This is a genomic window from Verticiella alkaliphila, from assembly GCF_018904615.1.
Taxonomy (GTDB): Bacteria; Pseudomonadota; Gammaproteobacteria; order Burkholderiales; family Burkholderiaceae_B; genus Verticiella; species Verticiella alkaliphila.
In genome coordinates this window covers 197,380-223,836 of record NZ_JADCNH010000001.1, presented here as the reverse complement: position 1 = coordinate 223,836, position 26,457 = coordinate 197,380, and the positions used below count along the sequence as shown (strand labels likewise).

27 protein-coding genes, 1 tRNA gene and 2 pseudogenes are annotated in these 26,457 nt (G+C 67.8%); 13 read left to right on the top strand and 17 right to left on the bottom strand.

The genetic code is table 11. The annotated features are described in order from the left end of the window. Positions 1-55: 55 nt before the first annotated feature. From argG to IMZ29_RS01260, 3 genes and pseudogenes are all read right to left on the bottom strand, one after another. Positions 56-1,383: pseudogene (gene argG, locus IMZ29_RS01270) on the bottom strand (argininosuccinate synthase). A 119-nt stretch (positions 1,384-1,502) separates the two neighbouring features. Beyond that, a complete protein-coding gene (gene argF / locus IMZ29_RS01265) occupies positions 1,503-2,444 on the bottom strand; it encodes an ornithine carbamoyltransferase (protein WP_216179438.1) in 942 nt (313 codons plus the stop codon). A 36-nt stretch (positions 2,445-2,480) separates the two neighbouring features. After that, positions 2,481-3,665 (bottom strand): aspartate aminotransferase family protein, encoded by a 1,185-nt coding sequence (locus IMZ29_RS01260; protein ID WP_216179436.1) that lies wholly within the window; start codon positions 3,663-3,665, stop codon positions 2,481-2,483. Positions 3,666-3,829: 164 nt separating this feature from the next. Between IMZ29_RS01260 and IMZ29_RS01255 the strand changes: the two genes are divergently transcribed. Together IMZ29_RS01255 and IMZ29_RS01250 are read left to right on the top strand one after the other, a co-directional pair. Continuing rightward, positions 3,830-4,141, top strand: coding sequence for a DUF3579 domain-containing protein (locus IMZ29_RS01255; protein ID WP_216179434.1), 312 nt, complete (start codon positions 3,830-3,832; stop codon positions 4,139-4,141). A gap of 145 nt (positions 4,142-4,286) precedes the next feature. Further along, entirely contained in the window at positions 4,287-4,778 is a 492-nt protein-coding gene (locus IMZ29_RS01250; protein ID WP_216179432.1) for a DUF2244 domain-containing protein, read from the top strand. Between the two features lie 13 nt (positions 4,779-4,791). Here the strand turns inward: IMZ29_RS01250 and murJ are convergent, their stop codons facing one another. The 8 genes and pseudogenes from murJ to IMZ29_RS01210 form a co-directional block, all read right to left on the bottom strand. After that, the gene (gene murJ / locus IMZ29_RS01245) at positions 4,792-6,345 is read right to left on the bottom strand and encodes a murein biosynthesis integral membrane protein MurJ (protein ID WP_216179430.1); all 1,554 of its coding nucleotides are present in this window, start codon (positions 6,343-6,345) and stop codon (positions 4,792-4,794) included. Positions 6,346-6,447: 102 nt separating this feature from the next. Beyond that, complete coding sequence (locus tag IMZ29_RS01240; RefSeq protein ID WP_216179428.1) at positions 6,448-7,206, bottom strand: 3-hydroxyacyl-CoA dehydrogenase; 759 nt, start codon at positions 7,204-7,206, stop codon at positions 6,448-6,450. 26 nt (positions 7,207-7,232) lie between these two features. Beyond that, positions 7,233-7,886 (bottom strand): adenylate kinase, encoded by a 654-nt coding sequence (gene adk / locus IMZ29_RS01235; protein WP_216179426.1) that lies wholly within the window; start codon positions 7,884-7,886, stop codon positions 7,233-7,235. A 132-nt stretch (positions 7,887-8,018) separates the two neighbouring features. Continuing rightward, a pseudogene (kdsB, locus tag IMZ29_RS01230) lies at positions 8,019-8,791 on the bottom strand (3-deoxy-manno-octulosonate cytidylyltransferase). A gap of 2 nt (positions 8,792-8,793) precedes the next feature. Beyond that, the gene (locus IMZ29_RS01225; RefSeq protein ID WP_216179424.1) at positions 8,794-8,994 is read right to left on the bottom strand and encodes a Trm112 family protein; all 201 of its coding nucleotides are present in this window, start codon (positions 8,992-8,994) and stop codon (positions 8,794-8,796) included. Next, positions 8,975-10,078, bottom strand: coding sequence for a tetraacyldisaccharide 4'-kinase (gene lpxK / locus IMZ29_RS01220; RefSeq protein WP_216179421.1), 1,104 nt, complete (start codon positions 10,076-10,078; stop codon positions 8,975-8,977). The genes IMZ29_RS01225 and lpxK overlap by 20 nt, the downstream gene beginning before the upstream one ends. Continuing rightward, positions 10,075-10,500, bottom strand: coding sequence for an ExbD/TolR family protein (locus tag IMZ29_RS01215; protein WP_216179419.1), 426 nt, complete (start codon positions 10,498-10,500; stop codon positions 10,075-10,077). Before IMZ29_RS01215 ends, lpxK begins: the two co-directional genes overlap by 4 nt. After that, the gene (locus tag IMZ29_RS01210; RefSeq protein WP_216179417.1) at positions 10,497-11,105 is read right to left on the bottom strand and encodes a MotA/TolQ/ExbB proton channel family protein; all 609 of its coding nucleotides are present in this window, start codon (positions 11,103-11,105) and stop codon (positions 10,497-10,499) included. The genes IMZ29_RS01215 and IMZ29_RS01210 overlap by 4 nt, the downstream gene beginning before the upstream one ends. Before the next feature lie 290 nt (positions 11,106-11,395). Between IMZ29_RS01210 and xseA the strand changes: the two genes are divergently transcribed. After that, positions 11,396-12,763, top strand: coding sequence for an exodeoxyribonuclease VII large subunit (gene xseA, locus IMZ29_RS01205; protein WP_216179415.1), 1,368 nt, complete (start codon positions 11,396-11,398; stop codon positions 12,761-12,763). Here the strand turns inward: xseA and IMZ29_RS01200 are convergent. Both IMZ29_RS01200 and IMZ29_RS01195 read right to left on the bottom strand, forming a co-directional pair. Further along, on the bottom strand, positions 12,757-13,206 hold the full coding sequence (locus tag IMZ29_RS01200) for a DUF192 domain-containing protein (protein WP_216179413.1): 450 nt from the start codon (positions 13,204-13,206) through the stop codon (positions 12,757-12,759). The genes xseA and IMZ29_RS01200 overlap by 7 nt on opposite strands. Beyond that, positions 13,203-13,457, bottom strand: coding sequence for a cold-shock protein (locus IMZ29_RS01195; RefSeq protein ID WP_216179411.1), 255 nt, complete (start codon positions 13,455-13,457; stop codon positions 13,203-13,205). The genes IMZ29_RS01200 and IMZ29_RS01195 overlap by 4 nt, the downstream gene beginning before the upstream one ends. Positions 13,458-13,628: 171 nt before the next feature. Between IMZ29_RS01195 and IMZ29_RS01190 the strand changes: the two genes are divergently transcribed. Together IMZ29_RS01190 and IMZ29_RS01185 are read left to right on the top strand one after the other, a co-directional pair. Further along, positions 13,629-13,705: transfer RNA gene (locus IMZ29_RS01190), tRNA-Met, on the top strand. A 155-nt stretch (positions 13,706-13,860) separates the two neighbouring features. After that, entirely contained in the window at positions 13,861-14,490 is a 630-nt protein-coding gene (locus tag IMZ29_RS01185; RefSeq protein WP_256445140.1) for an HAD hydrolase-like protein, read from the top strand. A 32-nt stretch (positions 14,491-14,522) separates the two neighbouring features. Here IMZ29_RS01185 and IMZ29_RS01180 read toward each other — a convergent pair whose 3' ends face one another. Further along, positions 14,523-15,368: a universal stress protein gene (locus tag IMZ29_RS01180; RefSeq protein WP_216179407.1), complete on the bottom strand. Its 846-nt coding sequence runs from the start codon at positions 15,366-15,368 to the stop codon at positions 14,523-14,525. 187 nt (positions 15,369-15,555) lie between these two features. Here IMZ29_RS01180 and aroC point away from each other — a divergent pair, with 187 nt between their 5' ends. The 3 genes from aroC (at position 15,556) to IMZ29_RS01165 (ending at position 17,925) form a co-directional block, all read left to right on the top strand. Continuing rightward, complete coding sequence (gene aroC, locus IMZ29_RS01175; RefSeq protein WP_216179404.1) at positions 15,556-16,650, top strand: chorismate synthase; 1,095 nt, start codon at positions 15,556-15,558, stop codon at positions 16,648-16,650. Between the two features lie 37 nt (positions 16,651-16,687). Continuing rightward, entirely contained in the window at positions 16,688-17,509 is an 822-nt protein-coding gene (locus IMZ29_RS01170; protein WP_216179402.1) for a M48 family metallopeptidase, read from the top strand. Between the two features lie 68 nt (positions 17,510-17,577). Beyond that, a complete protein-coding gene (locus tag IMZ29_RS01165) occupies positions 17,578-17,925 on the top strand; it encodes a RidA family protein (protein ID WP_216179400.1) in 348 nt (115 codons plus the stop codon). 71 nt (positions 17,926-17,996) lie between these two features. Here IMZ29_RS01165 and IMZ29_RS01160 read toward each other — a convergent pair whose 3' ends face one another. Beyond that, a complete protein-coding gene (locus tag IMZ29_RS01160) occupies positions 17,997-18,446 on the bottom strand; it encodes a flavodoxin family protein (protein WP_253206626.1) in 450 nt (149 codons plus the stop codon). Positions 18,447-18,511: 65 nt separating this feature from the next. Between IMZ29_RS01160 and IMZ29_RS01155 the strand changes: the two genes are divergently transcribed. The 3 genes from IMZ29_RS01155 to IMZ29_RS01145 all read left to right on the top strand — a co-directional run bounded on the left by IMZ29_RS01155 (position 18,512) and on the right by IMZ29_RS01145 (position 21,565). Continuing rightward, entirely contained in the window at positions 18,512-19,498 is a 987-nt protein-coding gene (locus IMZ29_RS01155) for a DUF2157 domain-containing protein (protein WP_216179396.1), read from the top strand. Continuing rightward, on the top strand, positions 19,495-21,159 hold the full coding sequence (locus tag IMZ29_RS01150; protein WP_216179394.1) for a GDYXXLXY domain-containing protein: 1,665 nt from the start codon (positions 19,495-19,497) through the stop codon (positions 21,157-21,159). The genes IMZ29_RS01155 and IMZ29_RS01150 overlap by 4 nt, the downstream gene beginning before the upstream one ends. A gap of 67 nt (positions 21,160-21,226) precedes the next feature. Next, a complete protein-coding gene (locus IMZ29_RS01145; RefSeq protein WP_216179392.1) occupies positions 21,227-21,565 on the top strand; it encodes a P-II family nitrogen regulator in 339 nt (112 codons plus the stop codon). A gap of 31 nt (positions 21,566-21,596) precedes the next feature. On the opposite strand, the gene IMZ29_RS01140 is transcribed toward IMZ29_RS01145, so the two are convergent. Together IMZ29_RS01140 and trxB are read right to left on the bottom strand one after the other, a co-directional pair. Continuing rightward, positions 21,597-22,310: a Smr/MutS family protein gene (locus IMZ29_RS01140; RefSeq protein WP_216179390.1), complete on the bottom strand. Its 714-nt coding sequence runs from the start codon at positions 22,308-22,310 to the stop codon at positions 21,597-21,599. Beyond that, positions 22,294-23,253, bottom strand: coding sequence for a thioredoxin-disulfide reductase (trxB, locus tag IMZ29_RS01135; protein ID WP_216179388.1), 960 nt, complete (start codon positions 23,251-23,253; stop codon positions 22,294-22,296). The genes IMZ29_RS01140 and trxB overlap by 17 nt, the downstream gene beginning before the upstream one ends. 157 nt (positions 23,254-23,410) lie before the next feature. Between trxB and IMZ29_RS01130 the strand changes: the two genes are divergently transcribed. Together IMZ29_RS01130 and lolA are read left to right on the top strand one after the other, a co-directional pair. After that, positions 23,411-25,768 (top strand): DNA translocase FtsK, encoded by a 2,358-nt coding sequence (locus tag IMZ29_RS01130; protein ID WP_216179385.1) that lies wholly within the window; start codon positions 23,411-23,413, stop codon positions 25,766-25,768. A gap of 27 nt (positions 25,769-25,795) precedes the next feature. Continuing rightward, complete coding sequence (gene lolA / locus IMZ29_RS01125; protein WP_216179593.1) at positions 25,796-26,446, top strand: outer membrane lipoprotein periplasmic chaperone LolA; 651 nt, start codon at positions 25,796-25,798, stop codon at positions 26,444-26,446. Positions 26,447-26,457 lie beyond the last annotated feature (11 nt).

Below are 26,457 nucleotides of genomic sequence, written 5' to 3'. Positions count from 1 at the left end.
AAAAGCCCGGCTTGCGACCGGGCTTCGACAGCGGATCCTATGCGCTGATGTGCGATCAGTCTTCTTTCAACTGCGGCAGCGCCGTGCCGCTGGCCGACAGCAGGCCGGCTTGCGTGTAGGTGACGAGCTTGGCACGGGTGTCGGTGATGTCCAGGTTGCGCATCGTCAGTTGGCCGATGCGATCGGCCGGCGTGAAGGGCGCATTCTCGACCTTCTCCATGGACAGGCGCTCGGGCGCGTAGGTCAGGTTGGGCGAAGTGGTGTCGAGCAGCGAGTAATCGTTGCCGCGGCGCAGTTCGATCGTGACTTCGCCGGTGACGGCGCGCGCCACCAGCGCTGGGCGGCTTCGCGCAGCATGATGGCCTGCGGATCGAACCAGCGGCCCTGGTACAGCAGGCGGCCGAGCTTGCGGCCGTTCTCGCGGTACTGCTCGATCGTGTCTTCGTTGTGGACGCCGGTCACGAGGCGCTCGTAGGCGATGAAGAGCAGGGCCATGCCCGGGGCTTCGTAGATGCCGCGGCTCTTGGCTTCGATGATGCGGTTTTCGATCTGATCGCTCATGCCCAGCCCGTGACGCCCGCCGATGCGGTTGGCTTCGAGCATGAGTTCGACCGGGTCGCTGAACGTGACGCCGTTCAGAGCGACCGGCTGGCCTTCCTCGAAGCGCACGGTGACGGTCTCGCGCTTGACCTCGACGTCATCACGCCAGAACGCCACGCCCATGATGGGCTTGACGATGGTCATGCCGGCGTTCAGGAACTCCAGGTCCTTGGCTTCGTGCGTGGCGCCGAGCAGATTGGAATCCGTCGAATATGCCTTCTCGGACGACATCTTGTAGTCGAAGCCCGCGGCGCGCATGTACTCGGACATCTCCGAGCGGCCACCGAGCTCGTCGATGAAGGTCTGGTCCAGCCAGGGCTTGTAGATCTTCAGGTCCGGATTGGTGAGCAGGCCGTAGCGGTAGAAACGTTCGATGTCGTTGCCCTTGAACGTGCTGCCATCACCCCAGATGTTGACGCCGTCTTCCTTCATGGCGGCAACCAGCATGGTGCCGGTGACTGCACGCCCGATGGGGGTCGTGTTGAAGTACGTGACACCAGCCGTGGTGACGTGAAAGGCACCGGCCTGGAGCGCCGCGATGCCTTCGGCCACGAGCTGTTTGCGGCAGTCGATCAGGCGGGCGAGCTCGGCGCCGTATTCCTGCGCGCGGCGGGGAATGGCGTCGTAATCGGGCTCGTCGGGCTGGCCGAGATTGGCGGTGTAGGCGTAGGGGATGGCGCCCTTCTTGCGCATCCAGAGCAGGGCGGCGCTGGTGTCCAGGCCGCCGGAGAAGGCGATGCCGACTTTCTGACCGGTCGGGAGTTGGGGCAGGATCGTGGTCATGGTGCGATGGATGCGCGAAAAGTGGCAACCGACGCTGCGAGGTCGCGGCACCTCGCAGCGGGCAAGAAATGGCGAAGGGCCGCGACAAGCGGCCTAACCCATGATTGTAGCGCGCAGGCTCAGCCCTGGCGGCCGAGGACGAGGAACTCCATAAGTGCCTTCTGCACGTGCAGTCGGTTCTCGGCCTCGTCCCACACCACGCTCTGGGCGCCGTCGATGACGTCAGCGGTGACTTCCTCGCCACGATGGGCGGGCAGGCAGTGCATGAAAAGCGCTTCCTTGTCGGCGAGCGCCATCATCTTGGCATCGACGCACCAGTCGGCAAAGGCCTTGCGGCGGGCCTCGTTCTCGTCCTCGTAGCCCATGCTTGTCCACACGTCGGTGGTGACGAGATGCGCGCCTCGGCAGGCGTCCTCGGGGCGATCGAACACCTTCAGGTGGCGCGCGTCGATGCCCTGGATGCGATCAGCATCCAGCGTGTAGCCGGCCGGGCACGACACGTGGACGGTGAAATCCAGCATCTCGGCGGCCTGCAGCCACGTGTAGGCCATGTTGTTCGCATCGCCCACCCAGGCCACGGTGCGTCCCTGGATCGGGCCGCGATGCTCGAGGAAGGTGAAGATGTCCGCGAGGATCTGGCAGGGATGGTATTCGTTCGTGAGGCCGTTGATGACAGGCACGCGCGAATGCGAGGCGAAGCGCTCCAGGCGGGTCTGCTCGAAGGTGCGGATCATGACCAGATCCACCATGCGCGAGACGACGCGCGCGGTGTCCTCGATGGGCTCGCTGCGTCCGAGCTGGGAATCGCCCGCCGTCAGGTTGATGACCGAGCCGCCCATCTGGTACATGCCGGCCTCGAAGGACACGCGGGTGCGCGTGCTGGCCTTCTCGAACACCATGGCGAGGGTGCGGTCATGCAGGGTGTGGTGCGGTTCGTAGCGCTTGAAGCGGTCCTTGATGAGACGCGCGCGGCCGAGCACGTAATCGATCTCGTCGCGCGTGAAGTCGCGAAACTGAAGAAAGTGCCGCAGCGGGCCGGTCGGTTGGGCAGTCGTTGTCATAGGTCGCGGGCCCGGCGCCGCAGCGCCGGGCGTCGGTCAGGCGCTGGCGCCCGACAGAAAGGTTTTGATGGTGGGCACGAGGCGGGCGACGATCTCGTCGGCATCGGCTTCGGTCAGGATGAGCGGCGGCAGAAGGCGCACGACGCGGTCACGCGTGACGTTCACCAGCAGGCCGGCTTCCAGCGCCTGGCGGACGATGGCACCGCACGCGCGGTCGAGTTCGATGCCAATCATGAGGCCGCGGCCACGCACTTCCTTCACGCCGGCCACGCCGGCCAGCGCTGAGCGCAGCGCATCCTGAAGATGGGTGCCCACGCGGTGCGCGCTTTCGAGCAGGCCATCGTCCTCCAGCGTCTGCAGCACGGTGAGCGCGGCATGACACACCAGCGGGTTGCCGCCGAACGTGGTGCCGTGGCTGCCCGGCTTGAAGACGCCGGCGGCGCGTCCGCCCATCAGCGTGGCGCCGATCGGCACGCCGCCGCCCAGGCCCTTGGCAAGCGTCATGACGTCCGGACGGATGTCGGCCCACTGATGGGCGAACCACTTGCCCGTGCGGCCGATGCCGGACTGGACTTCGTCGATCATGAAGAGCCAGCCACGCTCGTCGCACAGGCGGCGCACGGCCTGCAGATACTCGATCTCGGCCGGGCGGATGCCGCCTTCGCCCTGCAGCGTCTCGAGCAGCACGGTGTTCACGCGCGGCTCGGCCGCGGCGGCATCCTCGATCGCCTTCAGGCTGTTGTAGGCGACCTGGATGTAGCCGGCGGGCAGGGGCTCGAAGCCCTCGCGCGCCTTGGCGCTGCCCGTGGCCGCCAGCGTGGCGAGCGTGCGGCCATGCCAGGACGAGTCCATCGTGATGACGTGCGCATGCGGGTTGCCATTCTGGTGGCCGTAGTAGCGCGCGAGCTTCAGCGCTGTCTCGTTGGCTTCGGAGCCGGAGGACGTGAAGATGCACTCGGACAGGCCGGAGAGCGCGACCAGACGCTCGGCCAGCGCGGCCTGCTGCGGTACCTCATAGAGGTTGGAGACGTGGATCACGCGCTGCGCCTGCTCCGTGATGGCAGCGACCAGGCGCGGGTGGGCGTGACCCAGGGAGTTCACGCCGATGCCCGACAGCGCGTCCAGGTATCGTCGCCCGTCGGCATCCCACAGCCAGACACCCTGGCCATGCGTGAAGGAAACCGGAAGACGGGAGAAGATATTGGACAATGCCGAGGACATGCGTTGGCTCCGTGTGAACGGGGAAAAGGGTGCGGAAACCCGCGGATCCTGGCCTGTGGCGGCTGCTGCAGGCCAATGGGGATGATACTTGAGATTACCTGTCGATCATGACAGGAACTGACGGCAACGATGTACTAAAATCGCGGCTCATCTGAAAAGACCCCATGACAGATCCGGTTCGGCAAATCATCATCAAGGGTGTCACATCGCGTGGCTCCACTTTCCGTCCCAGCGACTGGGCCGAGCGCCTGGCTGGCGTCATGGCCCAGTTCCGTCCGCCTGGCATGGCGGCGAGCCACCTGACCTACTCGCCGTACACCCGGCCCACGAACATCGATGGCGTCAAGAGCGTCGTGGTCGATGAGCGGTTGCGCGCGCTCGAGCCGCTCGCCTGGAAGTTCTTGCTCGACTTCGCCAAGGACAACGACCTGCAGATCGTCGAGGTCTGCATGCTGCCGGACGGCACGCAGGCCTGACGCTGTACGCGGCCATCACGGCCGCAGCGGATAACGTCACCGCGCCTTGACCCGGTCGCCAGGCTTTGTCTTATCATGGGACAGGCCTTGGCCGCGTCGCCCACCTCGGGCTGCCCCGCCTTGTCGCCGGCATCCTGGAGCCGCCATGTCTGTCGTCATGTCCCCGGAGGAGGCCGCGCTCGCGCCGCCCACCGAGGGCGACGGCCAGCGCTGGCTGCTGCGCAAGAACTGCTCGTTCACCCCGCGTCAGGTGCTGATCTTCTACGGGACGCTCACGGCCTTGTCCTTCGCCTTCGCCAGCGTGTTTGCCTGGCGCGGTGCGTGGATGGTCTGGCCTTTCGCGCTCTTGGAGAACGCCGCGCTCGCCGTTGCCTTGCTCTTCTATGGCCGACACGCACTCGATCGCGAATGCGTGTTCCTGGAGGGGGACACCGTGCATGTCGCCGTGGTCCGCGGTCATCACACCACACACCACCGTTTCAACGCCGATTGGGTACGCCTGGATTGGCGCGGCCGGCGCGCGGACGTGCTGTGGCTCTGCGAGGGGCGGCGCGAGGTGGCGGTGGGCACCTTCCTCACGCCCGGCCGGCGTCGACGTTTCGCCCAGGAGCTGCGAAGCGCGCTGCGCGCGCGCTGAGCGGGGCGCTGGCTCAGCGTGCTCGGCGCAGGTCGCGGGGCCGCATGCCCGCCAGCAGCAGCACCGCGCCGTAGATCGCGCCCCCGGCGGCCACGAGGCCCAGCAGCCAGCCGATGCGCACCATCGGCGTGGCCTGCAGTGCGTACCAATCCAGTCGGGCGTTGGCCAGGATGAGGAATGCGGCCATCGCGAGCACAGCCAAGACCAGGCGCAGCAGGAACTTGCCCCAGCCCGCGGCCGGCCGGTAGATGCCGCGACGCAGCAGGCCGACGAAGAGCGCGAGCGCGTTGGCGCAGGCGCCCAGCCCGATGGACAGGGCGAGGCCTGCATGGCCCAGGAAGGGCACGAAGATCGCGTTCAGGATCTGGGTGACGACGAGCACGGCGATCGCGATGCGCACGGGCGTGCGGATGTCCTGACGGGCGTAGAAGCCGGGGGCCAGGATCTTCACGGCGAGCAGGCCGGTCAGCCCGACCGCATAGGCCACGACCGCGGTGGTGGTCTGCATCGCGTCGCGCTGGTCGAACGCACCATAATGAAAGAGGGTCGCGACGAGGCCGTCGGCCAGCAGGGCAAGGCCAACGGCGGCCGGGATGCCCGCGAGCAGCATGAGACGCAGCCCCCAGTCCAGCAGGGCGCCGTAGGCCTTGGTGTCGCCGGCGCCGTGCGCGCGTGACAGGCTGGGCAGCAGCACTGTACCCAGTGCCACGCCCAGCAGCGCGGTCGGGAATTCCATCAGCCGGTCGGCGAAGGACAGCCAGGTCACGCTGCCCGGCGTGAGCCAGGTGGCGATGTTGGTGTTGATGATGATGGAGATCTGGGCCACGGACACGCCGATCGTGGCCGGCAGCATCTGGCGCAGCACGCGGCGCACGGTCTCGTCGCGCCAGGCGTCGCCCACGCGCGTGCGCAGCCGTGGCGCAAGCCCCAGGCGGGCGAGGGCGATCCACTGCACCGCGAGCTGGGCGACCCCGCCCGCCATGACGCCGATGGCCAGCGCGTGGATGGGCGGATCGAAACGGTCCACGAGCCACAGGCTCGCCGCGATCATGGCCAGGTTGAGCAGCACCGGGGTGAACGCCGGCACGGCAAACCGCCGCCACGTGTTGAGCACGCCCGAGGCAAAGGCCACGAGCGACATGCAGAGGATGTAGGGAAACATCGCCCGCGTCATCCACACCGCCGAGACGAACTCTTCGGCGCGAGCCTCGTGCCGCATGCCGGTGGCCATGGCGGTCACGATCCAGGGGGCGGCGATGACGCCAATCGCGCTGACCACCATCAAGGCCACGGTGAGCAGGACGGCGACCCTGTCCAGGAGCTGGCGCACGGCATCCTCGCTCTGCTGCTCGCGCGCAGCACCGAGGATGGGTACGAAGGCCTGCGAGAACGCGCCCTCGGCAAAGAGCCGGCGCAGCAGATTGGGGATGCGGAATGCCACCCAGAACGCGTCGGTGAGCGGGCCGGCACCGAAGGCGCGCGCGATCAGGACGTCGCGGACCAGGCCGGTGATGCGAGAGAACAGCGTGAGCCCGCTGATGGTGGCGGTCGAGCGCAGCAGACCCATGGGAAGGCTTCTTGAAAAAGACGCGGCCCGCGAACGGCGGGCCACGGCACAGCAATGGCGACGGACGCGACGGGCCGGCGGCCCGCCACGCGCTCGCGCAGTTTACTTCGGCGCCAGACGGATCGCGCCATCCAGACGGATGGTCTCGCCGTTCAGCATCTCATTGGTGATGATGTGCTGGGCGAGCTTGGCGTAATCCTGCGGCGTGCCCAGGCGCGAGGGGAAGGGCACGCTCGCGGCGAGCGAATCCTGCACTTCCTGCGGCATGCCGAACATCATCGGCGTGCCGAAGATGCCGGGGGCGATGGTCACGCAGCGAATGCCCACCTTCGCCAGGTCGCGTGCGATCGGCAGGGTCATGCCCACGATGCCGCCCTTGGAGGCGGAATAGGCCGCCTGGCCGATCTGGCCGTCATAGGCAGCCACGGACGCGGTGTTGATCAGCACGCCGCGCTCGCCGGTGGCTTCGGGCGTGTTCTCGCTCATGGCCTCGGCGGCCAGGCGGATCATGTTGAAGCTGCCGACGAGGTTGACGGCGATGGTCTTCTGAAAGAGGTGCAGCGGGTGCGCACCGCTCTTGTTGACTGTGCGGGCCGCGGGGGCGATGCCGGCGCAGTTGACCAGGCCAAAGAGCGGGCCGAGTTCACGGGCGCGGGCCACCACGGCCTGGCCGTCTTCCTCGGAGGTCACGTCGCAACGCACGAAGGTCTGGCCGAGCTCGTCAGCGAGCTTGGCGCCGGCTTCTTCCTGAAGATCGGCGATGACGACCTTGGCGCCGTTGGCCGCGAGCATGCGGACCGTACCGGCACCCAGGCCGGACGCGCCGCCGGTGACGATGAAGACTTTGTTGGCGATTTCCACGATGGCTTTCCTTGTCGCGGGAGAGATTACTTCAGCGCTTCGAAGAGGCGCTGCTTGATGTCGTCGACCGACCCCACGCCAGCGATGCGGCGGTACTTCGGTGCCTTGGCGGGCTCGGCAGCCGCCCACTCCTGGTAGTAGTCCACGAGGGGGCGCGTCTGGTCGCGATAGACCTCCAGGCGCTTGCGCACGGTCTCTTCCCGATCGTCGTCGCGCTGCACCAGCGGCTCGCCCGTCTCGTCATCCTTGCCTTCCACCTTGGGCGGATTGTGCGTGACGTGATACGTGCGACCGCTCGCCGGGTGCACGCGGCGACCGCTCATGCGCTCGATGATCTCGCTTTCCGGCACGTCGACTTCGATGACGTAGTCGATCGCCACGCCGGCGTCCTTCATGGCGTCGGCCTGCGGGATGGTGCGCGGAAAGCCATCGAAGAGGTAACCCTTCTGGCAATCCGGCTCCTTCAGGCGATCCTTCACGAGGCCGATGATGATGTCGTCGGGCATCAGGCCGCCAGCGTCCATGACCTTTTTGGCTTCCAGGCCAAGCGGCGTGCCGGCCTTGACGGCCGCACGCAGCATGTCGCCGGTGGAGATCTGCGGGATGCCATATTGCTCGCGCAGAAACGCGGCTTGGGTGCCTTTGCCGGCGCCGGGCGCGCCAAGAAGGATAAGACGCATAACGAATGTCCTGATAGCTGTTGCGCGGTTGGATCGGGAACAAAGCTGGGCAGCCGCGCCTGTCCTCTGAATTTGTTCAAACCGTTAAGAATTACATAGGGATATATCCCCGGTCAATGGGGCTTTCCCCAGTCAACCTGGTGGCGCAGCCGCGAGTGCGGCCCGCACGCGCGCCAGATCCTCCGCCGTGTCCACGCCGCCGGGGGGCGCACCGTGCGTGACGTGCACCCGGATGGCATGGCCGTGTTCGAGGGCGCGCAATTGCTCCAGCGCTTCGACTTGCTCCAGCACGCCCTGGGGCAACGTGGGAAAGCGCCGCAGGAACGCGACGCGATACGCATACAGGCCGATGTGGCGCAGCGCGGGCACGCCGGGCGCCAGCACGCGCTGGCCGCCAGCGAGGGCGTCGCGCGCCCACGGCAGGGGGGCGCGGGAGAAGTACAGCGCGCGCCGCGGGCATCGCACACCACCTTCACGGCATTCGGATCGAAGAGCTCGTCCGCGCTGTTCACCGCATGCGCGGCCGTGGCGATCGCCGCGTCGGCGTCGTCGGCCAGCGCATCCGCCACGGTCGCCACGAGCGCCGGGTCGATCAGCGGCTCGTCGCCCTGGACGTTGACCACGATGGCGTCGTCCGGAAGGTCGAGCAGACGACAGGCCTCGGCGAGCCGATCGGTCCCGGTCGGATGCGTGGGCGAGGTCATCACCACCTCGATGCCATGCGCGCGCACGACATCCGCGATTTGCGCGTCGTCCGTGGCCACCACCACTCGCTGGGCGCCGCTGGCCGCGGCCTGGCGTGCGGTGCGCACCACCATCGGCAGGCCGCCCACGTCGAGCAAGGCCTTGCCGGGCAGGCGGGTGGACGCGGCCCGGGCGGGCACCATGGCGATCCAGTCGGCCATGGTCAGGGCAGCGTGACGGGCGCGGGTGAGGCGTCGGTGGCAGGCAGTTCGCGCGCCGCGGACACGAGCATCATCGGCACGCCGTCCTGGATCGGGAATGCCAGCCGGTCGGCCTTGCAGACCAGTTCGTTGCGCGCGGCGTCGCGGCGCAGCGGGCCCTTGCAGATCGGGCAGACCAGGATATCAAGCAGTCGAGTGTCCATGCGGGGGAAGGTCCGGGCTGAGTGACGGGCGGCACGCGGTCAGACGCTGGTGCAGCCAATCGAAAAAGTGCGGATCGGACAACGCGATGCTGGCGCTCACCGCCCACAACCGCCGATCCGGCAGATGCGCGCATTTTACGGCGTCTTTCTCGGTGAGCAGAATGGCCTGCGCCGCAAGGTCGTCGAAGTCGAGGTGGGAGAAGTCTGCGTGGTCGGGAAGGGCGCGGGTCTGGGCAAGCGGAACGCCCGCGGCGCGCAGGGCGGCGAAGAATCGCTCAGGCCGGCCGATGCCGGCGACGGCGGCAACGGGTGCATGGGCCTGCGCCAGCGCCGGCAGTGAAAGCTGCGCTCCACTCGCCAGGTGGCGTGCCCCCGTGGAGGTGACGTGCATGCCGACGAGACGCGTGCGTGCCGCGGGGGCTTTGGCGGGATCGCCATTGCAGACGATGGCGTCGACACTGTCGCGCACGTGGACGGCTTCACGCAAAGGCCCGGCCGGAAGCACGCGGCCATTGCCCACGCCGCGCTCATCCTCCACGAGCAGCTCGACGTCCCGGCCAAGCGCCCGGTGTTGCAGGCCATCGTCCGACACGATGACGTCCACGGCAGGGTGGGCGGCGAGCAGGGCACGAGCGGCAGCGGGCCGATCCGGATGCACAGCCACCGGTACGCCCGTGGCGGCCGCGATGAGCGCAGGTTCGTCGCCGATCTCAGCTGCGGCTGGCGTGCCCAGCCCCACGCGAGGTACGGCCCCCACCGTCACGCCGTACCCACGGCTCACCACCCCGGGGTGCCAGCCGCGGGCCTGCAAGGCCTGGACGGTGGCGACGAGCAACGGGGTCTTGCCGGTACCTCCCACGAGCAGGTTGCCGATCACGAGGACCGGGACGGGTGCGCGCCAGGCGAGCTGCGGCTCGCGCGCATAACGCTCGCGGCGTCGGTCAGACACGCGTTGCGCCATCCAGCCCAGTGGCGCAAGCACGCGCGCGAGGAGGCCGTCGTGCTGCCAGGCGGTCTGCAGGTGGCCGGCGAGGCGCGCGCGCCAGGGTGTCGCCGCATCAGGCCGTGACGCGGGCGTCGTCATGGCCCCGCGGGACGCTGCGCGTCCTGGGCACCGAAGCTCAGGCGGCCGATGCCCGCGGCGCGAGCGGCTTGCATGACGTCCACCACGGACTGATGGCTCGCCTGGGCATCCGCGTAGATCACGAGCAGCGGTGATTCGCGGCCTTGGGCCGCCGCGCGCAGCGCCGCCGCCAGGCTGCCGGGTTCGCTGGCGAGCGTCTGGCCTTCGAGCGCGACGCGCCCGTCCGCAGACACCTCCAGATGCAGAGGCGCGCCTGCCTCCATCTGGGTCTCCCCGGCGGCGGGCAGCGCGACGCCGAGCGTGCCGAAGCGGGCGAACGTGGTGGTGGCCGTCAGAAAGATCAGCAGCACCAGCAGCACGTCGATCAACGGGATGAGGTTGATCTCCGCTTCCTCGGGTGGCTGGGCGCGCCGGAATCTCATCGGCTGGACTCCGGCCGCAGCGTATCGAGCAGGCGCGAGGCGGCCTGCTCCATGGCAACGACGTAGCCAGCGACGCGGGCGCGGAACCAGCGTTGGCAGATGAGAGCAGGGATGGCAACGAAGATGCCGAACGCGGTGTTGTACAGTGCGATCGAGATGCCGCGGGCCAGCTGAGCAGGATCACCGCCCGTGGGTGACCAGCCGCTGAAGATCTCGATCATCCCGATCACCGTGCCGAAGAGGCCCATCAACGGTGCGACGGCTGCGATCGTCCCCAGGGCACTGAGGTAGCGCTCGAGCTCGTGCGTGACCTGGCGCCCTGTATCCTCCATGGCTTCACGAACGCGCTCGCGCGACAGATGCCGTGCCTTGAGGCCACTGGCGAGGATCTGCCCCACGGCGGAGCGGGCGGCGAGATCAGCCAGCGCATCGGCGGGGACGTTCGGACGTGCCGCGAGTGTGGCCGCCTGGGCGAGCTGGCCAGACGGGACGACGCGATCCGCGCGCAGCGCGAGCAGGCGCTCGATGATCAGGGCCAGGGCAACGACAGAAGTCGCCAGCAGGGGCCAGATGGGCCAGCCAGCGTCGCGGATGATGGACAGCATGAGGGATCCCGGCAGCGTAACGCGGGCAGTGTAGCGGGATCCGTGCAGCGGCGAACAGCGCGATGACCGCAGACTATCCACAGGAGTTGTGGATATCTTTGTGGGAAACGCCCTGGAAATGGCGTGAATGCGTGGCCTGCGGGCCGTGCTGGAATCGCGGGCAGCGAGTGCTGACGCGATATTCCCATATAAATCAATACCTTGAACAACCGTGACGCTTTGATGACAGACAAAATCCTTGACAGGCGCATCCCCGTTGGCTGTGGAAAGCTTTTTGCCGGGAGAGGCCGATGAACGCGGGCTCTGCGCTCGGCTCGGCGCCAAACGATGCCCCTCTCACGGTCACGCAACTCAATCGCGCCGTGGCTGGGATGCTGGAGCAGGCGGTGCCACCGGTCTGGGTGCGCGGCGAGGTGTCCAATTTCCTGAGCGCCGCCTCGGGTCACTGGTACTTCACGCTCAAGGATGCCGGCGCCAGTGTGCGTGCCGTGATGTTCCGCATGAAGGCGACCCAGGTGGGCTTCGTGCCGCGCGCGGGCGATCGCGTGGAAGTGCGCGCCAAGGTCTCGTTGTACGAGGCACGCGGCGATTACCAGTTGCAGGTGCAGGCCATGCGCCGAGCGGGGCAGGGCGACCTCTTCGAAGCCTTCCTCCGCTTGAAGGAAAAGCTGGAGGCCGAAGGCCTGCTGAGCCCTGAGCGCAAGCGCGCGCCGGTCGAGTTGCCGCGTGCCCTCGGGGTTGTCACCTCGCTGCACGCTGCGGCGCTGCGTGACGTGCTGACGGCGCTGGCGCGGCGCCTGCCGCACGTGCACGTGCATGTGTACCCAACCCCCGTGCAAGGCGCTGATGCGCCGCCTGCGATCGTGCGGGCCATCGAGACGGCCAACCGGCGGGCCGACGTCGATACGCTGCTGCTCGTGCGCGGTGGCGGCAGCATCGAGGATCTCTGGGCGTTTAACGATGAGCGCGTCGCCCGCGCGGTGGCAGCCAGCGCGTTGCCGGTGATCTGCGGGGTCGGCCACGAGTCGGACTTCACCATTGCGGACTTCGTGGCGGACGTCCGGGCGCCCACGCCCACGGCCGCTGCCGAACTTGCCGGCACGCCGCGCGAGCAGCTGCTGCAGTCTGTGATGCATCTCGCCCAAGGCTTGCGGCGCGCGCAGAGCCGGCGTCTGGAGCAGCTCGCACAGCGGCTGGATCGTTCAGCAGCCAGGCTGGTGTCTCCTGCGCAACGCCTCACACGCCAGCAGGATCGGCTGACCGCCCTGCAGGCCGCGCTGCAGCGCGCGCAGGCGCTTCGGCTCGAGCGCGCACACCAGCGCGTGGCGCGCTTGGCGGACCGGATCGTCTCGCCTGCGCAGACGGTGCAATGGCAGCAGGCGCGCGTGGCAGGGCTGGCGACGGCGCTGGGCCAGGCGCAGGGGCGCCGCCTGGAGCGACTCGCCCAGCGGGTGAAATCGGCGGGCGCGCATCTGCGGGTATTGGGGCCACAGGAGACACTCGCGCGCGGCTACGCCATCGCACGCGACGAAGAGGGTCGCATCATTCGCGATGCCAGTGCGCTGCGTGCGGGGCAGGGGTTGTCCGTCAGCTTCGCGCAGGGCAACGCTGACGTGCGCGTCGAGCGCACGTCAGACGCCGCCGGCAGCGCTCAGTAGCGCGTGGGCATGCCGTGGATGCGCGTGCCGGGCTTGATGCCCCGCTGCGCAAACCACCCTGCGTTCATCTCGAGCGCGGCGGCCACGGGCTCGGACGAGCAATGACTGTCCTCGGTCTTGGGCTGCATCTCGGCGATGTTCACGATCGTGCCGTCATCGCGCAGGAACGCCACAGCCAAGGGAATGAGCGTGTTGCGCATCCACATGCACTGCGTGCCGTGCGAGCCGAAGAGAAACAGCATGCCCTGCTGCTGCCCGAGCTCAGTGCGGAACATGAGCCCGCGCTGAAGCGTCTCCGGCGTATGCGCCACCTCGGCCTGCACACGATACATGCCGACTGACAGATCGAGCGTCGGCAACGGTGCGTCGCCTGCGAGCGACACACCGGAGAACCCACACAGGACAGCGGCGGCGACCCGGGTAATCCAACCCCGGGGCGTCATGCGGCGTTCGTGATGTTCAGTGCCTGCTTGCCTTTCGGTCCCTGGATCACCTCGTAGGAAACCCGCTGACCTTCTTTCAAGGTCTTGAAGCCGGTCATCTGGATCGAGGAGAAGTGTGCAAAGAGATCTTCGCCGCCGTCGTCCGGCGTGATGAAGCCAAATCCTTTTGCATCATTGAACCACTTGACGGTGCCGGTGGCTTTCGGCGCGCCGCCGGGATCGGCGGGCGAAACAGGGGATACATCAGCCATTTAGCGTGCCTTTGGGCTTGGTGAAGCGAGCGCTGCACGTCGGCGTGCTCGCGTGGGGAAATCATCCGAAAGATGCGATCGTGCGTCAAGCCGGGAGAATCCCCTGCGAAAAAGAACGACGAAAAACACTTGCACACCTTCTTCGAATTGCGCTATAGTTACGTTCTTCGCGGCGCATTAGCTCAGTTGGTTAGAGCGACGGAATCATAATCCGCAGGTCCGGGGTTCGAGTCCCTGATGCGCCACCAGTTTTTGCAGTATGCGTGAGCGTTGACGCGGCGGCAAGCCCGCCTCCTCAGAGGATTGTTTCAAGGTTTCAACGCATGCTCGTGCCGCGATCGAACGGCACCCTTTCAGTACCTGTCGAACTGCCACCTCGTGTGGCAGTTTTTTTTTGCCGCTCATGCCTCCTCGCTTCGTCGTCTTCGATTTCGACGGCACACTGGCCGATTCGATGCCGTTCTTTCTCGAGAACCTCGATGCGGTGGCGCGCACCCACGGGTTTCGCAGCTTCGCGCCCGAGGATCTTCCCGCGTTGCGGCGCATGAGCACGCGCGAGCTGATGGCGCATGTCGGCCTGCCCTGGTGGAAACTGCCGCGGGTGTCGCGCGATTTCCGCCAACGCATGAGGGCTTCTGCGCATCGCATCGCGCTCTTTCCGGACGTGCCGCGGATGCTGGCGACGCTGGCGCAGCAGGTGCCGGTCGGTATCGTGACATCCAACAGCCAGGCGAACGTCGAGGCGATCCTCGGGGATGCCATGGCGCACGTGGCGGTGGGGGAATACGCCGCAGCCTTCCTGGGAAAGACGGGGCGCTTGCGCCGGATCTGTCGTCGGGCCGGCGTGGCGCCCGAGGCCAGCATCTACATCGGCGATGAGGAGCGCGACATCGCGGCGGCCCGAGCGAGCGGCATGCGGTCGGGTGCAGTGTCGTGGGGCTATGCCGCCGCGGAGGCGATCCGTGCTGCGCAGCCGGATCATGTCTTCCTCGACCGCGATGATCTCGTCACGCAATTATTGCGTGCAGCCTGACACCGCCCGTGCGAGGGCGGTGTGTTGTGCCGTCAGTGGCTCAGCAGCAGCGGAACGGGGCAGTCCTTGAGCAGGGCGCTCGTGAAGCCACCGAACACCAGCTGGCGCAGGCGCGAGTGGGCATAGGCTCCAATGACGAGCAGGCCAGCGTTGTTGCTCGTGGCGTGGTGCAGGAGCACGTGCGCCGCATCCCCTGAGCTTTCGAGTTCGACTGCGTTGGCCTTCACGCCGTGTCGCAGCAGATGAGGGACCACGTCGGACGCGCGGCCGCCCGTGCCCAGATCCTTGTCGTTGATGATGCTCACGACATCCACCCGGCCCGCCTGACGCAGCAAGGGCAGGGCATCGTTCAGGGCCCGTGTGGCCGGCGATGTGCCGTCCCAGCCGACCACCACGGTGTCCAGCGACAGGCTGGTGACACTTGCCGGCACGACCACCACGGGTCGCGAGGCGCTGAACAGGACGTCCGAGAGCAGTTCGCGCTGCGTGCCCGTCGCATCGGAGGAGGCGTCCGCCACCACGATGTCCGCCAGGCGCGCCTGCGCGGTGACCTGGGCTCGCACGTCAGAGAACGACGCCGACGCCACGGCGACGTTGGCGCTCACGCCGGCCTGGCCCGCCTCGGTACGCAGCGCCTGGGCGATGGCCTCGGCTGCTTCGCCTTGCTGTGCGTTGTCGCCGCCGACGATGTTCTTCACGAGCGATGCGCCGAACACGTTCGGCACGGCGCGGTGCGGGACGGCGACCAGCGCATCGAGCTGGGCGCCCGAGCGGGCGGCGAGGGCGGCTGCCCAGCGGCTGGCCGTGGGCGGGTTGCGATCCTCGACTTCGTCTTCGAAGCGATAGGTGAAAACGCTCTTGGGGTAATCCAGGGCCATGCGAGCTTCTCCTCAAGCGGTGCGGCGCGTTCGGCGGAATGCCGTGGCGGGTGATGCTTTTATAGCGATGTGCCTGCGCCGGCGTTTTGACCTGCATCAGCAAATTGAGCGCCCAGCCTGCTTTCCCGGTTGATGAGATAATCGACGATCCCCTCGTTTTCGGTCCGGTTCACGCCGGTACGTCATCATGTCCGGCAGCTCTCTCGGTACTCTCTTTCGCGTCACCAACTTCGGCGAATCGCACGGCCCGGCCGTGGGCTGCGTCATCGATGGCTGCCCGCCGGGGATGCTGCTGGACACGGCCGACATCCAGGCCGAGCTCGATCGCCGCCGGCCGGGCACCTCGCGCCACGTCACGCAGCGCCAGGAGCCGGACGCCGTCGAGATCCTCTCTGGCGTGTACGAGGGCCGCACCACGGGCACTCCAATCGCGCTCCTCATCCGCAACCAGGACGCGCGCAGCAAGGATTACAGCAACATCGCCGAGACCTTTCGCCCGGGTCATGCGGATTACACCTATCGCCACAAGTTCGGCATCCGTGACCCCCGCGGTGGCGGGCGCTCGTCGGCCCGCCTGACGGCGCCCACCGTGGCGGCCGGAGCCGTGGCCCGCAAGTGGCTCGCCGAACGCTATGGCGTGCGCATCCGAGGCTACATGCGGGCCCTGGGCGAGATCGACATTCCTTTCGAGAGCTGGGACGCCGTGCCCGGCAATCCGTTCTATGCGCCCAACGCCGGCATCGTGCCGCAGCTCGAGGCCTACATGGATCAACTGCGCCGCGATGGCGACTCGGTCGGGGCTCGCGTGGACGTCGTTGCCGAAGGCGTGCCGGTGGGCTGGGGCGAGCCGATCTACGATCGCCTGGACGCCGACATCGCGCACGCCATGATGGGGCTCAACGCCGTCAAGGGGGTGGAGATCGGTGCCGGGATGGCGAGCGTCGCGCAGCGCGGCAGCGAGCACGGCGACGAGATCACGCCCGACGGCTTTCTGACCAATCACGCGGGCGGCATCCTGGGCGGCATCTCCAGCGGCCAGCCGATCACGGTCAGCCTGGCGATCAAGCCCACTTCCAGCATCCGCACGCCGCGCCGCTCGGTGAACCTCGCCGGTGAGCCGGTCCAGGTGGAGACCCATGGCCGCCACGATCCGTGCGTGGGCATCCGCGCCACGCCCATCGCCGAAGCCTTGCTGGCACTGGTCCTCGTCGAGCATGCGCTGCGGTATCGCGCGCAGTGCGGCGACGTGCCCGTCGCCGGGCGCGTGCCCGGCCAGATCTGATCGCTTTTCCGTCTAACGCAACCCCCGGAGAACCTTGATGAAACTGCGCGTCGTATCCCGTGTGGCAATTCCTCTGATGTTGGCTGGTGTTGTCGGCTGCACCTCGGTGCAGACGACCGGCGCTGGCGATGTGGGCGTCGCCCGCAACCAGTACATGAGCGGACTGGTCTCGGAAGCGCAGGTCGAGCAGGCGGCGGCTCAGCAGTACGCGCAGACGCTCAACGAGGCTCGTGCTGGCGGTGCACTCAACACGAACGCAGCCGTCGTGAATCGGGTGCGCAACATCTCGCAGCGCCTCATCGCCCAGGTGCCCGCCTTCCGTCAGGATGCGGCCAAGTGGGATTGGCAGGTCAACGTCATCAGCAGCGATGAAGTGAACGCCTGGTGCATGCCGGGCGGGCGCATCGCCGTCTACACCGGCCTCATCGACCGACTGAAGCCGTCTGACGACGAGCTCGCTGCCGTCATCGGCCATGAGATCGCCCACGCGCTGCGTGAGCACACGCGCGAGCAGATGTCCCAGCAGATGGCGTCCAACGTGGGGCTGTCCATCCTGGGCGCGGTCACCGGTAACGCCGCAGTCGCGGATCTGGGCGGCCAGCTGAGCCAAGTGATGTTCGGCCTGCCCAAGAGCCGCCAGGCCGAGACCGAGGCCGATGCGATCGGTGTCGAACTCGCGGCCCGTGCAGGCTACGATCCTCGTGCAGCCGTCACCCTCTGGCAAAAGATGTCGTCGCTGGGCAGCGGCCAGGTCGAGATCCTCTCCACCCACCCGTCGCCGGCCACGCGCATCAACGATCTGAAGGTCATGTCCGAGAAGGTCGTGCCCGCCTACGAGCAGGCCAAGGGCCGCCGCTGACATCCAGGGCCTGCCGCGTGGCGGGCCCGTTCCTGTTTTTCCCACCTCCCTTTTGAGGAAGCCGTTTCATGAGTATCGAGCGAATCGCCCCCGGCAAGCGCATGTCCGAAGCTGTCGTCTACAACGGCGTGGTCTATCTCGCGGGCCAAGTGGCCGAGGATGGCAAGCTGGACGTCGCCGGCCAGACCCGCCAGGTGCTGGACGCCATCGACGCGCTGCTGGCCAAGGCTGGCACCGACAAGACCAAGCTGCTCACCGCCACGGTGTACCTCGCCAGCATCGGCGACTTCGCCGGCATGAACAGCGTCTGGGATGCCTGGGTCTCGCAAGGCAATCTGCCCACCCGCGCCACCGTCGAAGCGCGCCTGGCCGCGCCGGATCTGAAGGTCGAGATCGTCGTCACCGCGGCGGTCTGATTCTGCGGGGGACGACCGCGGCGTGCCGGCACTCGGCAGCGCGCCGCACACTGTTCTGGCGCCTGTGCGCGCTAGAGCAGGAGGGTGGCGGCCAGGGTGCCGCCACTTTCCCGGCACTGGGCCAGCGTGGCCTCGTCCACCGTCTTGGGTGCCAGGATGGCCTCGGGCGTCTGCGCCCCGTTGCGTGCCACGATGGGCGCGAATGTCTCGCGCAGCCGCCATCCCGTGACAATCCGCTGCAGCTGCCGCAAGGCGCCCTGGCCATCCGTGCCGGCGGCGATGATCGCGGCATAAGGCCGGCCGGCAACCGCGTCGAGCACCGCATAATAGTGGCGGTCGAAGAAGGCCTTCATCTCGCCCGTCAGCGCGGCGAGGTTCTCGGGGGCACAGAACACATAGCCATCGGATTGCAATACGTCTTGCGTCTGGACGTCCTCCGCGCGCACGAGTCGCACGTGCAGGGTCGCATCCTCCATGGCGTGCGCTGCATCGCGTGCGCCCTGCGCGGCGGCTTCGGCCATCTGGCGGGCCGCACCAGTGCGAGAATGCCAGACGATCAGCAAACAGGGTCGGGAGGAGGGCGCGGATGAAGGCATGGCAATCATGGTATCAAAGGGGCCGCGTCCAACGCGCGTTGGCGCGCTGGCATGCCGAGGGTCACATCGATGCCGATGTGCGGGTTCGTGAGTGCGCGGCCGTGCCCACGCCCACGACGCGGGATTGGCTGCGCTTCTGGCGCGACGCGGCCGCCTGGCTCGGCATCGTGCTCCTGTGTTCCGCGCTCGTGTGTTTCGTGGCGGCCAACTGGTCTCGTCTGTCTCCGGGCGTGCGCATGGGCGGCGTGCAGGCGCTGCTGGTGCTCGCCACGGTGTGTGCCGCGGTCGGCCGATGGCCGGCGTGGGTCCGCACGCTGGCGATCGGCGTCGCATGCGTGAGCGTCGGTGCATGGCTCGCTCTCATCGGCCAGACGTATCAGACAGGAGCCGACCCCTGGGGCCTTTTTGCGCTCTGGGCCGTGCTGATGGTGCCCTGGGCGCTGGCCTCGGGCGCGGTGACGGTGTGGCTGCTGGTGCTGGCCGTGGCCAACGTCGGCCTGCGGCTCTGGAGTGACATCTACCTGGGCCGCTGGCAGGTCATGCTGGCGTTTATCGTGGCCAATGGATTGGCTCTGCTCATCTGGGAGCGTCTGCGGCGGTACCGTCCCCGTTGGGATCCTGCCCGGCATGGCGCCCGCGTGCTCGCGGGGTTCCTGGTCATCGGTGCCGCCCTCATCGGCATGGGTGAGCGCTTTGGCGTCACGAGCGCGGCCACGCCGGCCCTGGCGCTGTGGCTGCTGCATTCTGCCGCCGTACTTACCGTGTATCGGTGGTGGCGTCCGGATGTCATCGTGCTGGCGCTGTGGGTGTTGAGCGCGCTGGGCATGTTCACGCTGTACACGGCGTGGTGGTTCGTCAGCGTCCTGACGCTCGACACCTGGATCGTCTGGCCGGTCGTGGCAGCGCTGGTGCTGGGGGCGGCTGCCGCGAGCGCCCGTTGGCTGCGCGGTCTTGCTCACGCGACGGAGGCAGCATGACGAGCTCGCACAGCCCCACAGACACGGTGGCGGCGCTCTCCTCGTCACTGATGGCCGACGGTGTCTGGCGTACGCCCGCCTCGCGTGATGCCGCTGGCACGCCGTGGTTCGTTACGTTGCTCCAGGCGGGCGCGGCCTGGCTCGCGGCCTTGTTGCTGTTGCCCTTTCTCGGCTGGTTCCTGCTGGGAATGGGCGAGGCCCGCATGGCCGTGCCCATCGGCGTCGTGGCCTTCGGGATCGTCGCGGCGCTGCTGGGCAGGCTGGGGCGCGAGCGCATGTTCCTCGGTCAGCTCGGGGCCGCGCTGGGGCTGGCCGCCGGCATCATCGCGCTCGCCTGGGCCTACGATCGCGCGTTCGGGTGGATCCTGCCGGCCGTGCTGGCGGTGAGCCTGTATCTGGCCGGACCGAGTTTCTCCAACCGTCTCCTCAACGGTTTCACGCTGTGTGCGGCGGTGTATGTCAGTACGTTCCGTGGCGACCCGTTCGACGCGCTCCTTGCCGGCAGCCTGACCGCAGCGGCCATGCTCGGCTGGACGTCACTGCTCGCCTGGGCGGTCACTGCCTGGCCGAGGTGTCGGCAGGCGCTAGCCGCAGCGCCCCTCGCCTGGGCGTGCGCGGTATCGGCAGGGCTGCTCGTCCTCATCGGCGCCGAGCCGCTGGGCACCTCGGTCGCGGCCCCCCTGGTGCCGGGCGAGTGGCAGGCGGCCCGCATCGCCTGTGCTGTGCTGCCCCTTGCAGCCTGGACGTTCGCCTGCGCCCAGCCGGGCGCGCCGCGACTCGGCCGCGGTGTGGCGACGGGCGTGGCGGCGGTCTTGCTCCTGCTGGTCCCGCTGGGGCACGCCGCGCCCGGCATCGCCCTGGCCGTCGCCTGGCTCATCGTCGGCTTTGCCCAGTCGCGCCTCGTCCTGCTCGCCGCGGCCGCGCTGGGCGTCCTGGGCTATCTCGGGCGCTATTATTATCAGCTTGACGTCTCGCTGCTGCACAAGGCGGCTTGGCTGGCTGGTGCCGGCCTGGTGCTGGGCCTCGCCGCCGTGGTGTCCGGCATCCTCCTGCAGCGCGAGGGGCGCCGCGCGCCGGTCGAGGCGGGGGCGGAGGTCTCGAGTGACGACAGCACGTCCCTGACGGCCCACGGCGATGCCTTGCCTCAGCGCCCTGCGCTCTGGCCTCGCGTGGGTCTGGTGCTCGGTCTCTTGTTGGCACTGACGATCGGCAACCTCACCGTTGCGCGATACGACCGCGTCGTGATGGAGGGGCAGCCCCTGGTGCTGGCGCTCGCGCCAGTCGACCCTCGCTCGCTCATGCAAGGCGACTACATGACCCTGCGATTCACGGCGGCTGCCGAGATCAACGAGGCGGTGCGTTATGTGGCGGGCGAAGGCCGCGAGAAACGACCGGCGTATGCCGTCTTCCGGAGCACCGAACTGCATGCCCCGGCGCAGTGGATCGGTCTGCTCGATACCCTGGGACCGTTGCAGCCGGGCGAGGTGGCGGTGCGCCTCACCCCAACGCCGCGCGGCGTGCGCTTTGGGACCGACGCGTACTTCTTCGAGGAAGGCCAGGCGTCACGCTACGAGGCCGCACGTTTCGGTGAATTCCGGGTGGATACGAATGGCACGGCAATTCTCGTCGGTTTGCGCGACGGCGAGGGCCGGCCACTATAAAATCGGGGAATGGGCAACCCGACGGCACGTCGCCGGCGGGCGCGGCCACCTCATCGGGAGCACCACCGTGAAGCAGATCACCGCCATCATCAAACCGTTCAAGCTCGACGAAGTCCGCGAGGCGCTCGGCGAGATCGGCGTCAACGGGCTCACCGTCACGGAAGTGAAGGGCTTTGGTCGCCAGAAGGGCCACACGGAGCTCTACCGTGGGGCCGAATACGTCGTGGACTTCCTGCCCAAGATCCGGATCGAACTCGTGATCTCCGACGGTCTGGTCGATCAGGCCTGCGAGGCGATCATCAAGGCCGCCCACACGGGCAAAATCGGAGATGGCAAGATCTTCGTCTCGTCGGTGGAGCAGGTGATCCGCATCCGCACCGGCGAGACGGGCGACGACGCGGTCTGATCCCGCAAAGGCGACACCAGAGCGCGCCTGGCTAGGCGCGCAGCAGCGCGAGCACCACGCCCTCGCCGCCATCGTTCGGGCGTGCTTCGACGAAGGCGAGCACTTCGCTCTTCTGGCTCAGCCAGCGGCGCACCTTCTCTTTCAGCACCGGGGTCCGGTTGACCGACCCCAGCCCCTTGCCGTGGATGATGCGCACGCAACGGCGCTCGCGCACCACGCAGGCCCGCAGAAACTCGGCCACCGCTTCGCGGGCTTCGTCCACCCGCAGGCCGTGCAGATCCAGTTGTGCCGTCACGGTCCAATGACCCCGGCGCAATTTGCGCGTGACGTCTGGACCGAGTCCCGAGCGTCGATACGACAGACTGTCGTCCGATTCGAGCAGCCATTCCGCGCCGTACTCGTCCGAGACGGATTCGCGCAGCACGGCATCGTCGTCTGCCCAGCGCTGCAGCGGCAGGGCGGGGGGCGGCTCGCCGCGCGGGCGCACGCGTCCGCTGGGTTTCAGCGGCGTGACCCTACCGACCAGCCGTCGAAACACGCGCGCATCCTCGACCGACGTTCGACTGGCGCTCGCCGCGGCCGAGGCCGCCAGCGCTGCCGCTTCGGCCGCACGCTCGCGCTCCGCCTGCCCGGCCTTGAGCGCCTGATGCACCTGCTTCAGGCCTGCCAAGGCAGGGTTGAGCGGCGCGGCAGGCACGGCCGGCGCCTCGGGCGCCGCGCGGTGCTGCTTACGCCGGCTTTTCATTCTCCAGCCAGCGTTGGGCGTCCAGGGCGGCCATGCAGCCGGTCCCGGCGCTGGTGATGGCCTGGCGGTAGACGTGGTCCTGCACGTCGCCCGCGGCGAAGACGCCCGGCACGGACGTCATCGTCGCCAGCCCGTTCAGGCCGCTGCGCGTGACGATATAGCCGTCCTTCATCTCGACCTGGCCCTCGAAGATCCCCGTGTTGGGCGAGTGGCCGATGGCGATGAAGACACCCGTGACGGCCAGATCGCGCGTCTCGCCCGTCTCGCGGTGGCGCAGGCGTGCACCGGTCACGCCGCCGTTGTCGCCCAGCACCTCGTCGAGTTCTTCGAAGTAGGCGAACTCCACCTTGCCCTCGGCCGCCTTCTCCATGAGGTGATCGACCAGGATCGGCTCGGCGCGGAACTTGTCGCGGCGGTGCACGACGGTGACCTTGCGGGCGATGTTGGTGAGATACAACGCTTCTTCGACGGCGGTGTTGCCGCCGCCCACGACGGCGACGTCCTGGTTGCGGTAGAAGAAGCCATCGCAGGTGGCGCAGGCCGACACGCCCTTGCCCATGAAGGATTGCTCGGACGGCAGACCCAGGTACTTGGCGGAGGCCCCAGTGGCAATGATGAGGGCGTCGCACGTATAGGTGCCCGAATCGCCGATCAGGGTGAAGGGGCGCTTGGACGTGTCCACCGTATGGATGTGATCGAAGACGATTTCGGTGTTGAAGCGCTCGGCGTGCTGCTGGAAGCGCTGCATGAGGTCCGGTCCCTGGACGCCGGCGAAATCCGCGGGCCAGTTGTCGACGTCGGTCGTGGTCATCAGCTGGCCGCCCTGGGCCACGCCGGTGATCAGCATGGGCTTGAGGTTGGCGCGCGCGGCATAGACGGCGGCCGTATAGCCGGCAGGGCCGGAGCCGAGGATGAGGACGCGGGCGTGTTTGGGCGTGGACATGAAGCGGTGATTCCCTGACGAGAACTGGATCGAACCACCATTATAGAAAAGCGGGCAAGCGCAGCGGCGTCATACCCGGACGCACCATGGGTGTAACCGTCATTTACCGCGGGCGTTTTGCCCTGAACCGCCTTGCAGCGCTCTATATAATCGCGCCATGGCTCGTCCCGCATCCGCGTCTTCACGCACCTCCCGAAACTCCCGCAACACGGCTGCAGCGCAGACGGCGTTGCCATCCCGCCTGTCCGGCCTGCTGCGCGAGGCCCGCTGGCTCGTCTTCGCCACGCTGGCGGCCTGGCTGGCCCTGGTGCTGGCCAGTTACCACCCGGCCGATCCGGGCTGGTCGCACGCCGCTGCGGCCGAACGCATCCACAATCATGGCGGCAGCCTGGGCGCGTGGATGTCCGACATGCTGCTCTATCTGTTCGGCATGTCGGCCTGGTGGTGGGTGGTCCTGTTGCTGCACCGCGTACGCGCGGGCTATCAGCGTCTCGCAGAGCTGCTGCGCCACCCAGGGCAGCCGGAAGTGCTCCCCCGCGTGCGCTGGGAGCAGGCCGTCGGGTTTTTCCTGCTCCTGCTGGGGTCCGTGGGGCTCGAGGCCCTGCGCCTGAACTCCTGGGGCGAATCCCTGCCGGCTGGCAGCGGCGGCGTGATCGGCGGCGTGCTCGCGGATTATGGTCGACTCACGCTGGGCTTCACGGGCGGCACGCTCGCACTCATCGTGCTCGTCACGGTCGGCTCGAGTCTCTTCTTCGGCTTCTCCTGGCTTGCCATGGCCGAACGCATCGGTCGACGTGTCGAAGCCTTGCTGCAGCACGGCATGCTGAGCCTGGATGCCTGGCGGGATCGTCGTGCCGGGGCGCTGGCCCAGGCCGAGCGTTCCGAGCAGGTGGTGGTCAAGCAGGAGAAGCTCACCCACGAGCAACCCGTGCGCATCGAGCCCGCCATCGTCGACGTGCCGCAGTCCAAGCGCCAGGTCAAGGAAAAGCAGCGTGAGCGTCAGGCGACGCTCTTCATCGACCACAACGGCGAGGATGGCGTGCTGCCCTCGCTGGGCCTGCTCGATCCGCCGCCCGCGGCCGTGGAGACGGTGGCTGCCGAAACGCTGGAATTCACCTCGCGCCTGATCGAGAAGAAACTCGCGGATTTCGGGGTGGAGGTCACCGTCATCAGCGCGCAGCCGGGCCCGGTCATCACGCGCTACGAGATCGAACCCGCCGTGGGCGTCAAGGGCAGCCAGGTCGTCAACCTCGCCAAGGATCTTGCGCGTGCCTTGAGCCTGGTCAGTGTGCGGGTCGTCGAGACGATCCCCGGCAAGAACCTGATGGGGCTCGAGTTGCCCAATCCGCGACGCCAGACGGTCCGGCTCTCCGAGATCCTGGGTTCGCAGGTCTACCACGCCAGCGCGTCGATGGTCACGCTCGCGCTGGGCAAGGACATCGCCGGCAACCCGTCCGTGGCGGATCTGGCCAAGATGCCCCACCTGCTGGTGGCAGGTACCACGGGCTCGGGCAAGTCCGTCGGGATCAACGCGATGATCCTGTCGCTGCTCTACAAGGCCGATGCAAGCCAGGTTCGTCTGATCCTCATCGATCCCAAGATGCTCGAAATGAGCGTCTACGAAGGCATTCCGCACCTGCTCGCGCCGGTGGTGACGGACATGCGCCAGGCCGCCAACGCGCTGAACTGGTGCGTGGCCGAGATGGAGAAGCGCTACAAGCTCATGAGCAAGCTCGGCGTGCGCAACCTGGCCGGCTACAACGCCAAGATCCAGGAAGCCGCCAAGCGCGAGGAGCCGATCCCCAATCCGTTCTCGCTCACGCCGGACGATCCCGAGCCCCTGGGCACGCTGCCCATGATCGTCGTGGTGATCGACGAGCTCGCCGACCTGATGATGGTGGTGGGCAAGAAGATCGAAGAGCTGATTGCTCGCCTGGCCCAGAAGGCCCGTGCCGCTGGCATTCACCTCATCCTGGCCACCCAGCGCCCGAGCGTGGACGTCATCACCGGGCTCATCAAGGCCAACATCCCGACGCGGATCGCCTTCCAGGTCTCCTCCAAGATCGACTCGCGCACCATCCTTGACCAGATGGGCGCCGAGACCCTGCTGGGGCAGGGCGACATGCTCTACATGCCGCCGGGCACCGGTCTGCCGCTGCGCGTGCACGGTGCCTTCGTCTCCGACGAGGAGGTGCACCGCGTCGTCGAGCGCCTGAAGGAAAGCGGTGAGGCCAATTACATCGAAGGCATCCTCGATGCCGGCGAAGCCGACGGCGGCGACCTGTCGGGCGGTGCCTCCGGTCCGGCCGATGCCGAAGCCGATCCGCTCTATGACCAGGCGGTCGAGGTGGTGGTCAAGACCCGTCGGGCATCGATTTCGCTGGTGCAACGGCATCTGCGCATCGGGTACAACCGCGCTGCCCGTCTGCTCGAGCAGATGGAGCAGTCCGGCCTGGTGTCGCCGATGCAGTCCAATGGCAACCGCGAGATCATCGTCCCCAAGCGTGACGAGTGATCTGGCTCTCCGCAAGAAAGGTTCGTGATGCTTGATCGCTGGAATTCCCTGGCCCGCCGCACTGGCGTTGCCGTCGCCCTTGCCGCCGCCGCGCTCGTCTCGGCACCCGCCGTGGCGGCCGATGCCGCTGGTCAGTTGCGGGCTTTTGCCAAGGACGTGAAGTCCGCCACCGGCACCTTCACGCAGGTGACGCGCTCCTCGCAGGGCGAAAACGCCACGCCGCAGAGTGGGCGCTTCGCCTTTCAGCGGCCCGGCAAGTTCCGCTGGGACGTGCAGAAGCCCTACGAGCAGCTCACCGTGTCCGACGGCAAGGAGCTCTATCAATACGATCCCGATCTCGCCCAGGTGAGCGTGCGCGGTGCCGCTGCAGCGGTGGGCAACGCGCCGGCGCAGGTGCTCTTTGGCGAGGGTTCGCTCGATTCGGCGTTCACCTTCCAGGCGCTGCCTGCGCGCGACGGCCTGGATTGGCTGCGCGCCACGCCGCGCGGTTCGGACGCCGGTTTCACGCATATGGATCTGGGCTTCTCCGGCAACTTGCCGGCGCAGATCGTGATCCTCGACGCGTTCGGCCAGACGACCCAGGTCGAGTTCAGCACGCTCGTGCCCAATCCTGCCGTCGCCGCCTCTGAATTCACCTTCGTCGCGCCCAAGGGCGTGGACGTCGTCAAGATGCAGTAAGGGCCGGGCAC